Here is a 12,238-nt window from a genome sequence, read left to right as displayed (position 1 = left end):
ATGGCGTATCACTAGGCGGTGCAAGTCCGCTATGAGGGTTTATAGCTACCTATCATTAGCCAAGGGTAAGGGTGTCCATCGCGAGGTGGAATCTGAAGGAAGCCGGCGGCAAAGTTCCGGCCCGAGGAACACGAACATCATATAAGGCATATCCGATCTGGATGAGCTTGCAATACAAAGCGAAGTCCTAAAGCTATACAGAGATCGGGGTGTAGATGATGCAGGCACATGGAATGAAAGTGATACGTCTTATCGCGGGAGGTCTCACAGACACAGACTGAAACAGAGTATGAAGCTGTGGTTGAAATAAGATTTACTGTGAGAAGTCAGCCGAGCCCATAGTACCGGAAGAATCGACTACACCGGGAAGGGGTGAACCTTAAGAAGTAAGTAGTCAATGACTGTTACCTTATGAAGGGAAGAATGCAGAAAATATCGAAAGGTACCTGGCTGCAAAAGGATAGGACGGAATCCGAAAGCTATGCGGCAGGGCAGACCTACATGAGGATAACTGAAAACAACCTTACAGATGTTACTACTTTAGAAGATGGATTACTAGAACAGATCCTGTCTCCTTTAAACCTGAACCGTGCCTATAAACGAGTACGGAGCAACAAAGGAAAGGGAGGAGTGGACAAGATGGAAGTCGATGCCTTAAAGGACTATCTTGTGGAAAACAAGGATGAGCTACTACAATCCATCCGGGACGGAAAGTACCGTCCCAATCCAGTTAGACGGGTAGAGATACCCAAAGAGAATGGAAAGAAACGACTACTTGGAATACCCACAGTGGTAGACCGGGTGGTTCAACAAGCCATTACTCAGGTACTTTCTCCTATTTACGAACAGCAGTTCTTATCACACAGCTACGGTTTCAGACCCGGCAAGAACGCTCATCAGGCACTGAAGAAATGCAGGGATTATATCACCGACGGCTATATTTATGCCGCTGATATGGACCTGCAACAGTTCTTCGACACGGTAAACCACAGTAAACTTGTGGAGGTGTTGTCAAGAACGGTAAAGGACGGGCGGGTGATCTCGCTCATCCACAAATATCTTCGTGCCGGAGTAGTCACCGGAAATAGGTTTGAAGAAACGAAGCTGGGGGTGCCTCAGGGAGGACCATTAAGTCCGCTTTTGGGCAATATTATGCTCCATGAGTTAGATAAGGAACTTCAAAGAAGAGGACATAAGTTCGTCCGCTATGCGGATGATCTGCTAATCCTTTGCAAAAGCAAGCGAAGTGCAGAGAGAACGCTTGGGAATATTATTCCTTACATAGAGAGTAAGCTATTCCTGAAAGTGAATAAGGAGAAAACACAAGTATCTTATATCAACAGAACTAGATTCCTTGGATATACCTTTTACCGATATAAGCGAAAAGGAAGGCTCCGGTCTCATCCATCAAGCATCCAGAAGATGAAACAGCATTTAAAAGAGCTGACATCCAGGAGCGATGGATGGGGAAATGCCAGAAGAAAGGAAGCACTTAACAAATTTGTTAGAGGTTGGGTGAATTACTTCAAATTGGCAGACATCAAAAGTGTGTTGAGAGATATAGATTTTTGGTATCGGAGACGTCTTCGTATGTGCATCTGGAAACAATGGAAGCGCATCCGTACAAAGGGAAAGATGTTGATGAAGCTCGGCCTGAATAAGTACAAAGCGTGGCAATATGCCAACACGAGGAAAAGCTACTGGCATACAGCTAACAGTTTTATCCTTACAAGGGTAATTACCACCCAGAGACTTAAAAAGGCTGGTTATCCGTTCCTGCTGGATTATTATCTAAAAGTAAGAACATAAATTAAGGAACCGCCGTATACCGAACGGTATGTACGGTGGTGTGAGAGGACAGATAGGGAACTAATCCCTATCTTCCTACTCGATTCTGCCTTTTAGTTCAGATTCCGAAGATTCATTTTATTACTATAAGTAAATTCCTTTTTTACAGGGTGCCCCATTGCTATAGTTGCGAATTTGCAAATGTTTTTAGTCGATTTTGATAAAGATCATATTTAGTAAGCTGTAATTTCCCCTCTTTTGCTAACTTTAGCGCGCTAATTAATTTTAACAAAAAATTATGGAATCACTGATGATTTGGTTGCCGGCTATTCTGGCAATCATTGGGCTCATTTTTATGTGGGCAAAACGCACCTGGGTATTGAAGCAGGATGCAGGAGACGGAAAAATGAAAGATATTTCCTCTCATATTTACGAAGGAGCACTCGCTTTTCTTAATGCAGAGTACAAGATCCTTACTATTTTTGTTATCGTGGCCAGTATTCTGCTGGCGGGAATTTCCTTTATAGTTCCTACCACACATATCCTTATTGTTGTAGCCTTTATTTTTGGGGCTATTTTTTCGGCTTTCGCCGGAAATATCGGAATGCGAATCGCCACTCAATCTAATGTCCGTACCACTCAGGCTGCAAGAACCAGCCTGCCACAGGCGCTAAAAGTGTCTTTTGGTGGTGGTACTGTTATGGGTCTCGGTGTTGCCGGACTTGCCGTTCTTGGTCTTACTACTTTCTTTATCATATTTTTCCATGTTTTCATGGGCGGAGAATGGACTAATGTTCATCAAATGACCATTGTGCTTGAAACTCTTGCCGGATTCTCTCTTGGAGCCGAATCTATAGCGCTGTTCGCCCGTGTGGGGGGTGGTATCTACACCAAAGCTGCCGATGTTGGTGCCGACCTGGTTGGTAAAGTAGAAGCCGGAATTCCTGAAGATGATCCGCGTAACCCTGCAACCATTGCCGATAACGTAGGTGATAACGTGGGAGACGTCGCCGGGATGGGAGCCGACCTTTTTGGAAGTTATGTAGCTACAGTTCTTGCTGCCATGGTTTTAGGTAATTATGTGATCAACGATATGGGCGGTAATATTGTAGGAGAAGGTTTCAGCGGAATCGGCCCTATTCTTTTACCAATGATGATCGCCGGCTTCGGAATCATTTTCTCTATACTTGGTACCCTGCTGGTAAAGATCAGCAGCAATTCTGCTAAGGAAGCACAGGTACAATCTGCGCTTAACAAAGGAAACTGGTTTTCGATCATACTTGTTGCCATTTCTTCTTATTTCCTTGTAACCTGGATGTTACCTTCCAGTATGAAAATGGTCTTTTTTGGAGAAGGAGTTCAGGTAGTTTCTTCCCTTCGCGTATTCTATGCGACCCTTGTTGGTCTTGTCGTGGGAGGAGTGATCTCTGCCGTTACAGAATATTATACAGGACTTGGTAAAAAGCCTGTTCTTTCTATCGTTCAGAATTCCAGCACCGGTGCCGGAACAAATATTATTGCCGGTCTTGCTACCGGAATGATCTCAACTTTCTATTCAGTGCTTCTTTTCGCTATTGCCATTTGGGCTTCTTATGCCTTTGCAGGTTTCTATGGGGTAGCACTAGCGGCTTCGGCCATGATGGCTACAACTGCAATGCAGCTTGCAATTGATGCTTTTGGACCTATTGCCGATAATGCCGGGGGAATTGCCGAAATGAGTGAACTTCCACCCGAAGTTAGAGAAAGAACAGATATACTTGATTCCGTTGGGAATACTACCGCTGCAACCGGAAAAGGATTTGCGATCGCTTCTGCGGCACTTACTTCGCTGGCCCTTTTTGCCGCCTATGTAACCTTTACAGGAATTGACGGGATCAATATCTTTAAAGCCCCTGTACTTGCCATGCTTTTCATTGGAGGGATGATTCCCGTGGTTTTCTCTGCCCTTGCAATGCAATCGGTAGGAAAGGCAGCTATGGAAATGGTGAATGAAGTTCGCCGCCAGTTCCGTGAAATTCCCGGAATTATGGAAGGAACAGGAAAGCCGCAGTACGACAAATGTGTGGAGATCTCCACTAAAGCAGCTCTTCGTGAAATGTTGCTTCCGGGCTTACTAACCATTGGTTTTCCCATTCTTATTGTACTTCTTCCAATGGCAATTGGATATGAGAACCGCCTTATCGCAGAGATGCTTGGAGGTTATATGGCCGGGGTGACCGTAAGTGGTGTGCTTTGGGCGATCTTCCAGAACAATGCCGGAGGTGCATGGGATAATGCCAAGAAATCTTTTGAGGCCGGAGTGATGATCAACGGTGAGATGACCTATAAAGGCTCTGAAGCTCATAAAGCTGCCGTTACCGGTGACACTGTAGGAGATCCTTTTAAGGATACTTCCGGTCCTTCAATGAACATTCTTATAAAACTTACCTGTTTGATTGGGCTTGTTATTGCTCCAATCCTTGGTCATGATATGGAAGTTGCCAATACTCCTGAGGTGGATGAGGTAACTATTCTTCAGGAAGAGGCAGAAGTTGAACCTGTGGCTCAATTTTCTACAGACAAGTCGGAGACGTTAATTGCTGCGGAAAAGATAGCCGGTGCTGTAAATTCTTCCGAAGAAATTCCGGCAGAACAAACTTCAGAAGTAACTCCTGAAATAGAGTGATCTGAAAGAATTTTCCTAAATAATTTTTAAAATCCTCTGCATTGCAGGGGATTTTTTCTTTTTAAATGTAACTTGAAAGACCTGTTAAAAATGTCATTTTTAAAACCTTTTTATGCGGATCCTTTCCAGGCTTAAAGATCATCTCACTGCAAAACCTGAAGTCAAACTGGCAACCTACCACAGTTACGGTACCGCCAGCCATCTCTATTTACTTGGGCGGGCAATAGACGACGATAAGCTCCAAATGCATAAAGACCAGTCATTTTTAAGGACGCTTGCCAATACCTATAAGCAGTTTGACAGCTATGAGATCCCGGGTGCAGAGGTTGCCTTGCTACTTCCAAATGGAGAGGTGCTCAAGACAGAAACAAATGCTGCAGGTTATTTCCTTTTTGATAAAACAATTTCTCTGAATTTACGCGATTATGCCGATGACGAAGGCTGGGTTAAGCTGCATGTCTCTTTCGCCGGTGAAGTTCCCAACAGTATTATTACCAACGGGAACAATTTTGAAGCCGAATTGCTTATTCCGCCAAAAAAAGCCAGCTTTGGGGTTATCAGTGATATTGATGATACCATCCTTCATACGGGGGTTACTTCTTTTCTGAAATGGAGACTCATCAAAAATTCACTTTTTAAGAACGCTCATCATAGGATCTCGCTTGAAGGTTCTCCAAAATTTTATCGTGATCTTCATGACGGGAAAACAGGGGATGAAAAAAATCCCATGATCTATTTGAGTAATAGTCCGTGGAATTTATATCAGTACCTCTGCCTTTTTTTAAAAATCAATGGATTCCCTAAGGGGCCAATTTTGCTTCGGCATTTCAGGACGCCGTTTGATAAAACTCTCCGGCCCGAAAAGCCTCATAAGCAAAAGGAGATCATTAACATTTTAAAGACCTATCCGCATCTCAATTTCATCCTCATAGGAGACAGTGGGGAACATGATCCTGCGATTTACACCGATATCGCTGCCCAATATCCTGACCGTATTCTGGCAATTTATCTCCGCAGCGTAAACCACCGCCGACAAATGAAAAGAGTACATAGTATAGTAGATAATTTCGAAACCGTTCCTGTGCTTATGGTCGAAACTTCAAAACAGGCAGAGGAACACGCGAGGGAAATGGGTTTTATTAAATGAATAAGGGGTAAGGAATAAGGAGTAATAGTTTGAAGAAAGTTGCAGGTTGCATGTTCCAAGTTGTCTGTTACCGCTCAATTTTTACTGCCTACTTTTTACTGGGAACTGCTTACTGAAAAAGCGGGTTGCCGGTTTAAAAAAGAGACAAGAGCCAAGAACCAGGAAACAAGACTTTTGTCTGAGTAAATTTCTCTTTTTGGAATTTGGAATTTGGAATTTGGTGCTTGGTGCTTGGTGCTTGGTGCTTGGAATTTTAAACGTCGTACTTCTTATTTCCATTACAGAATGCCCTTCTCGGGTCAACGTCCAACATTTTATGCTTGAGGTATGTGAAACGTCATTGCGAACCTGCCTGCCCAATGCAGGAAAGATTTAGGCGACTGAAGCAATCTCAATGATCGTGAAAACGGATGCTCCATGACAATTCATCCCCTCCTCCGGAGGCCTGCCTGCCGGTAGGCAGGGGTGCCCGCAGGGTGAGGTGGGCTGTTTCAAATACGGAATAAAAAATTCTAGCCTCCGGGTTAAAACCCGAAGCTACCGATTACTGACCACCGACCACTGACCACTGATCACTAAATACTAATTCCTCCTCGTAAACGGCACAAACCTCACCGGCATCAGATTTTTGACCTTTAATTCCCCGTTCTTTTGCTTTTCCACCAGCCGGAGTTCCTGAGTAGCGGAAGTGGGGCCGACTGGTATTACCATCTTTCCGCCGACCTTCAATTGTTCGGCCAATCGGGGAGGGATCTCTTTAGGTGCTGCGGTAACAATTATCGCGTCAAAAGGCGCATGTTCTTCCCAGCCATAGAAGCCGTCACCTACCCTGAAGTGAATGTTGTCGTACCCCATCTGAGTCAGATTCTTTTTGGCAGTCTCCGCCAGGGATTCCACCGTTTCAATAGTGTAAACTTCATCGACTATCTCGGCCAGTACTGCCGCCTGGTAGCCTGAACCGGTACCAATTTCCAGTACCTTCATTCCCGGTCTTGGATCTATAGTCTGCGTCATATAGGCTACTATAAAAGGCTGCGAAATTGTTTGTCCTTTGCCAATGGGCAGCGGCCGGTCTTCATATGCAAATCGTTCCATATTTGGTGGCACCAGCTTATGCCGTTCCACGTTACGCATGGCTTTTAAAACATGCTGATTATCAATGCCGCGGGAAGCGAGATGTTGCTTCACCATTTTCTCACGCTGTTGCTGATATCTATCCTGCTCGGTAAAGGGAAGAAAAAAGAGCAGAAGGAAACTGCAGAAAAATATGAATGTTTTCATGATTTTTTCTGTTTAAGATAATGAAAATCAAGGCAATAATCAATTCACAATGATCAATAAACAATTAACAATGACCAATAAGCAGATCACGGGGTACTTGTTACCTGTTGCCGGTTGTTTCCCGATACGAGTTGCGGGTCGCGCGTTTCGGGTTTAAAAAGAACCAAGAGTCAAGAACCAAGAAACAAGACTATTGTTGGATTAAATTACTCTGTTTGGAATTTAGTGCTTGGTGCTTGAAATTTTAAGCGTCGTACTTCTAACTTCATTGCAGAATGCCCTTCCCCCCCCCTTTACGGGGCCGGGGGTAAAAAGGGGGTTGCGGACTGTGAAAAAGAATCAAGAACCAAGAGCCAAGACTTTAATCTTCAAAAGCCATTCTAGTTGGAATTTAAAATTCGGGATTTGGTGCTTGTCAATCGAGGTTCCCCGTTCCAAATCTCACGTCTCCCGTCTCCCGTCTAAAATCTCACTACTCAGTACTAACTACTCACTACTACTTAAAAAGTCCATGAAGTTCTCCATCCACTCTGGTAATGATGTTCCCGAGGTCTTCAGGGTTGTCAACGAAGTTGATGTTGTCTACGTCGATGATGAGCAGGTTTCCTTTGTTGTAGTTATGTACCCAGGCTTCATAGCGCTCATTGAGTCGGCTGAGGTATTCGATGGATATTGAATTTTCATAATCCCGCCCGCGCTTGTGGATCTGGGAAACCAGGTTGGGGATGCTGCTGCGCAGGTAAATTAAAAGATCGGGCCCTTTTACCACGCTTTCCATAAGATCGAACAACGATTTGTAATTTTCGTAGTCCCTGTTGGTCATAAGTCCCATGGCGTGAAGGTTGGGCGCAAAGATATGAGCATCTTCGTAGATGGTGCGATCCTGAATAACGGCTTTTCCACTTTCCCTGAGTTCAAGGATCTGGCGGAAACGGGAATTTAAAAAGTAGATCTGCAGGTTAAAAGACCAGCGCTCCATTTTGTTGTAGAAGTCTTCGAGATACGGATTCTCGAGTACATCCTCATATTGTGCTTCCCAGTTAAAATGTTTCGCTAATAATTTAGTAAGGGTGGTTTTTCCCGCCCCAATGTTTCCCGCAATGGCTACGTGCATGTTCAGAGATTTTTGGCTGTTGTTGGCGGAGCAGTGAAAACTCCGCTGGTAAATATAATGGATTTAGATTTTTTAATAAAAGTTAAAATGTAATTGGTTATTAGTTAATGGTGATTGGTTAATCGGTGATTAGTTAATTGGAGAATGGTTAATTGGAGAATGGTTAATTGGAGAATGGTTAATTGGAGAATGGTTAATTGGAGAATGGTTAATTAGTTTGGTTAGATACCAGAGTCTAAAATCTAGTTTCTAGATTCTAGTCTCTAGACTCTGAAAGATTAAAACACTGCTTCAAATACCTCCGTAGCCGAACACTCCTCACATTTCCAATACATCCACAGACAGTCAAGGAAGTCTGTGATCATGTGAAAGGTCAGCCCGATCATCACCAGCCGTATGATCTTGTGCTTAATGAAAATAGCCCCCAGAAAATATAACGGAATAATATATTCCGAATGCAGGTAATGAAATCCGATGCTGCAACGGTTGGGATGAAACATGGGATCTGCGAACAGGTGATCCACGTCCACCAGCATCGTCGCGAGGAGGATCAGCCAGTATTTTTTCCAGTTGTCTTTGTCATACCAGTATGCAATGGCACCAATGAAAATGAAGTGGAGGAAGTAATGTATAAGAATTTGAATCATAAGACCGCTGCGCTGCTAGAACCAAGACTTTAAAGCGGTGCAAGATAAGTAGAAAATAATACAAAGAAAGAAGGTTGGGCTAAAGCCCTTTGTTCTTGTAACTTTTAATCCTCCGGCTAAAGCCGGAGGCAATTCATATTTAAAGAAATTAATTGCCCCCACCTTCAGGTGGGGGATCAAAATGATAATAGCCTTGGGTTTTAGCCCAAAGAAAAAGCCGGAATCCTTTGGGATTCCGGCTTTTTTATATCAATAAAGTCTAAAATCTAACAGCGCAGCGATCTAACATCTAATAGCGCCAGCGGTCTAATGCGCCATACACCCATGCGCATGCCCTTCTTCATGCCAGCCAAAGCTTTCATTGTACCGGTTGTTTTCCCAGTAGAACTGTCCTCTTTCCTTCGGATGGTTTCCAATTTCGTTCATAGTCTCAGCGTCATAAAGTCGGCCGTTGACCATGGTGTAGATGATGGTGTTTGTGTTCTGAATATCCTCCAGCGGATTCTCCTCAAGTACGAGTAGGTCTGCGAGTTTTCCGACTTCTAAAGAACCGATCTCTTCACCCATTCCAATATATTCCGCGGCATTGATGGTAGCAGTTTTAAGGGCTTCCATATTGCTCATGCCGCCCATTTGAATTAGCCATAGCTCCCAATGTGCACCAAGACCCTGTAATTGTCCGTGGGCACCCATGTTCACTTTTACACCTTCATCAGAAAGTGCCTTTGCAGTCTCCGAAACAAGGATTGGTCCCTGCTCATATTCTTCTTCCGGCAGCTTGGTGCGGTGTCTCGAACGGGAATCGATGACTGAGCGCGGAGTGAAATTCAGCAGTTTTTCGTTTTCCCACACGTTGGTCTTGTCGTAGAAGTAATATTCCCCGTTGATTCCGCCATAGTTCACGATCAGAGTCGGAGTGTAGCCGGTATTGCTGTTGCCCCACAGGGTTTTGATGTCTTTATAAACGGGTGCTACAGGAATATTGTGTTCGATCCCGGTATGCCCGTCTACGATCATGTTCATGTTGTGGAAGAAAGTACTTCCGCCTTCAGGAACTACGTTCATACCCAGTTCCTTCGCAGCCTGCATCACCTGCTGGCGCTGCTCACGGCGTGGCTGATTATAACTTTTTACCGAAGTCGCGCCAAAAGCCTTAGTCCTTCTCAAGGCAGATCTCGCATCGTCAAGGCTGTTGATCTCCGCTTTAAAATCTCCTTCGGCCCCGTAAAGGATGATTCCGGTAGAGAACAATCTCGGTCCAACCATTTCTCCGCTTTTGATCAGTTCGGCCATTCCGAAAACAGTTTCACTAAGGGCAGAAGGATCGTGCGCAGTAGTAACTCCGTAGGCGAGGTTGGCAAAAGCAGGCCAGTGCTGCTGCGGAGTTAATCCATATCTAAAAGCGCCAATGTGAGCATGCGCATCAACCATTCCGGGCATGATGGTCTTGCCTTTTACATCATAAACTTTGGCGTTACGCGGCACATTTACTTCGGAAGCATTTCCAAGCTGCACGATCTTGTTTCCTTCCACTACAATTGTTCCGTTCTCGATCACCTGTTCGCCGTTCATAGTGATGATACGGGCGTTGGTAAAAGCCACCTGTCCCGAAGGCACGTCTGTCTTTACTTTCAATCCGATCTTTGTTCCCTGCTCGGTTACCGGCGGAATTGAATCTACTGAGTTCTCTAAAAAGGTAAAACGCTCAGTAATTTTATTGATGAAATATTCATCGCCCAAAGTCCAGTGTACATTCTGGCTGTTGTTCGACCAATGCAGGTTGATTCCTGCATCTTTCGCCAGCATACTCACCGGAATAGTTTTGCTGTTAGGTCCAATTTCTACAGTCTTACCGGTCATCACCAGTGGCGCAACATAAGCTTTATGAAGGTTGCTGAAAGCTACCCATTTATTGTCGGGACTTGGCACCAGGCGGCCGCCATATTTTGATTCAATGTGCGTACGCTCATCTTTTCCGTTGAGATCGACACTTTTAAGGGATTTGGTAAGATTTCCGAACAAATATCCTCCCGTTTGATACAGAATACGGTCATTGTTCGAATTAAACATGGCAAATTCTCCTCCATCTGTGATCTTTCTTACGTTCTCTCCGGAAGCATTCATCAGGTAGATTCCGGGATTCTTGGTAAATGTTCTTCCGAGGTCAGAATTGCCGCCTTCCTTGTTGAAGACGATCATGCGGCCGTCGCCCGAAAAAGAAGGATTCCTGAAAATGCCTTTTTCAGCAGTTAATTTTTTGGCGTTCCTTCCGTTAAGGCCTACTGTTCTTACAGCGCCCATATTGTCGTCGCTCCAGGTCACATAAACAATGGTTTTTCCGTCGGGAGAAAAACTGGGTTCAAACTCGAATTCTTCAGCTTTGGTGATCCTTTCCGGAGTTCCGTTAGGAAGGCTTTTCTTCCACAGATAACCCACGGCATTGAAGACAAGGGTTTTTCCGTCAGGCGAAGTCACGGCGTGGCGAATCACCTTCGGATTAAATTCTTCGGAAAAAACCTGGTGTTGAGACTGATGTGTTTCAGCGATCTTGATGTTGGTGTTTACCTCGAAAGGGATTTCAGTAACATTGGTATTTTCAATATCTACTTTCCTGATCTTTCCTTCTGCCCAGAAAACAAGCTCTTTATTGTTTGGCAGCCAGTCGAAACCGGGATACACCCCAAAGATCGCCCATGCTTCCTGTTGATCTTTACTCAACTGGTCATGCACAGGCCACTCTTCTCCTGTTTGCAGGTCGTGAATGAAAAGCACAGATTTGGTTCTAACGCGCTTTACAAAAGCCAGCTTGGTTCCGTCAGGAGATACCTGCGGTCTCGCAGCACCACCTGGTCCGCCGGTAACGCGATCGATCTCTCCCGTCTGGAAGTCGTAGCGGTTGATCACGTAGATCTGGCTGTTAGGATCCTTGTTATACTGAAAAGCGCCGCCCGGATACATGTCCTGACTGTAGTACAGGTAACGGCCATCGGGCGAAATGCTGGGCTCGTTGATGTCCTGTTGGTCATTTCTCTTTTCTACCAGCTGAATTCCCGCGTCGCCGGCACCCAAATGATATAACCACATTTCCCCGGCTCCAAGAGAGCGCCCCGAGGTAAAGTGTTTACGGGCAACAATGGCATTGCCATCCGGCATCCAGGCCGAATTATTTAGCAGCCTGAAGTTCTCTTTAGTCAATTGTTTCGCATCTTTCCCATCTGCATTCATGATCCAGATGTTGTCTCCGCCGCCGGCATCGCTGGTGTAGGAGATCCTTCTTCCGTCGGGGCTAAAACGCGGCTGCACGTCATAAGCCATTCCGCTGGTAAGTGCGGTAGCTTTTCCGCCGGTGATGGGCATAATGTAAATATCCCCTAAAAGGTCAAAAACGATCTGCTTTCCATCGGGACTCACATCCAGGTTCATCCAGGTACCTTCATCGGTATCGAGGGCAACTTCTTTGATGTTCCAGTCGGAGGTATAGGGGTCATTGACATCCCATTTCTTGTCTTTTTCTTTCTCCTGCGCGAACAATACAGAAGTGGTCATTAGGAATACTAACGCCAGTAGGTGTTTAGAGATCATAAATCTTAATTGAG

General features: G+C 44.8%; 7 protein-coding genes. 3 read left to right on the top strand and 4 right to left on the bottom strand.

Going from position 1 to position 12,238, the window contains the following annotated elements:
• Window positions 1-423: 423 nt before the first annotated feature.
• The 3 genes from ltrA to G564_RS0108410 all read left to right on the top strand — a co-directional run bounded on the left by ltrA (window position 424) and on the right by G564_RS0108410 (window position 5,600).
• Window positions 424-1,809 (top strand): group II intron reverse transcriptase/maturase, encoded by a 1,386-nt coding sequence (gene ltrA / locus G564_RS0108420; RefSeq protein ID WP_211224624.1) that lies wholly within the window; start codon window positions 424-426, stop codon window positions 1,807-1,809.
• 277 nt (window positions 1,810-2,086) lie between these two features.
• A complete protein-coding gene (locus G564_RS18910) occupies window positions 2,087-4,453 on the top strand; it encodes a sodium-translocating pyrophosphatase (RefSeq protein WP_051205367.1) in 2,367 nt (788 codons plus the stop codon).
• A 112-nt stretch (window positions 4,454-4,565) separates the two neighbouring features.
• The gene (locus tag G564_RS0108410; protein ID WP_037373716.1) at window positions 4,566-5,600 is read left to right on the top strand and encodes an App1 family protein; all 1,035 of its coding nucleotides are present in this window, start codon (window positions 4,566-4,568) and stop codon (window positions 5,598-5,600) included.
• A gap of 582 nt (window positions 5,601-6,182) precedes the next feature.
• Here G564_RS0108410 and G564_RS0108405 read toward each other — a convergent pair.
• From G564_RS0108405 to G564_RS0108390, 4 genes are all read right to left on the bottom strand, one after another.
• Window positions 6,183-6,881 carry a protein-L-isoaspartate(D-aspartate) O-methyltransferase gene (locus G564_RS0108405; protein WP_029037271.1) on the bottom strand — a complete coding sequence of 233 codons (699 nt, stop codon included), beginning with the start codon at window positions 6,879-6,881 and terminating at the stop codon, window positions 6,183-6,185.
• Window positions 6,882-7,377: 496 nt separating this feature from the next.
• Window positions 7,378-7,995: a deoxynucleoside kinase gene (locus G564_RS0108400; RefSeq protein WP_029037270.1), complete on the bottom strand. Its 618-nt coding sequence runs from the start codon at window positions 7,993-7,995 to the stop codon at window positions 7,378-7,380.
• 278 nt (window positions 7,996-8,273) lie between these two features.
• Entirely contained in the window at window positions 8,274-8,642 is a 369-nt protein-coding gene (locus G564_RS0108395; protein WP_029037269.1) for a DUF6122 family protein, read from the bottom strand.
• 306 nt (window positions 8,643-8,948) lie between these two features.
• Window positions 8,949-12,224 (bottom strand): amidohydrolase family protein, encoded by a 3,276-nt coding sequence (locus G564_RS0108390; RefSeq protein ID WP_029037268.1) that lies wholly within the window; start codon window positions 12,222-12,224, stop codon window positions 8,949-8,951.
• Between the last annotated feature and the right edge of the window lie 14 nt (window positions 12,225-12,238).

Origin of the sequence: Salinimicrobium xinjiangense DSM 19287 (assembly GCF_000423585.1) — a bacterium.
In the GTDB taxonomy this organism is placed as follows: domain Bacteria; phylum Bacteroidota; class Bacteroidia; order Flavobacteriales; family Flavobacteriaceae; genus Salinimicrobium; species Salinimicrobium xinjiangense.
The sequence above is the reverse complement of the archived record's forward strand: the minus strand, read 5'-3'. Positions and strand labels throughout refer to the sequence as shown.

Bases quoted from the DNA above. Each gene is read 5' to 3' on its own strand.
- G564_RS0108410 (WP_037373716.1), top strand. From the start codon at position 4,566: ATGCGGATCCTTTCCAGGCTTAAAGATCATCTCACTGCAAAACCTGAA.
- G564_RS0108400 (WP_029037270.1), bottom strand. From the start codon at position 7,995: ATGCACGTAGCCATTGCGGGAAACATTGGGGCGGGAAAAACCACCCTT.
- G564_RS0108390 (WP_029037268.1), bottom strand. From the start codon at position 12,224: ATGATCTCTAAACACCTACTGGCGTTAGTATTCCTAATGACCACTTCT.
- ltrA (WP_211224624.1), top strand. From the start codon at position 424: ATGCAGAAAATATCGAAAGGTACCTGGCTGCAAAAGGATAGGACGGAA.
- G564_RS18910 (WP_051205367.1), top strand. From the start codon at position 2,087: ATGGAATCACTGATGATTTGGTTGCCGGCTATTCTGGCAATCATTGGG.
- G564_RS0108395 (WP_029037269.1), bottom strand. From the start codon at position 8,642: ATGATTCAAATTCTTATACATTACTTCCTCCACTTCATTTTCATTGGT.
- G564_RS0108405 (WP_029037271.1), bottom strand. From the start codon at position 6,881: ATGAAAACATTCATATTTTTCTGCAGTTTCCTTCTGCTCTTTTTTCTT.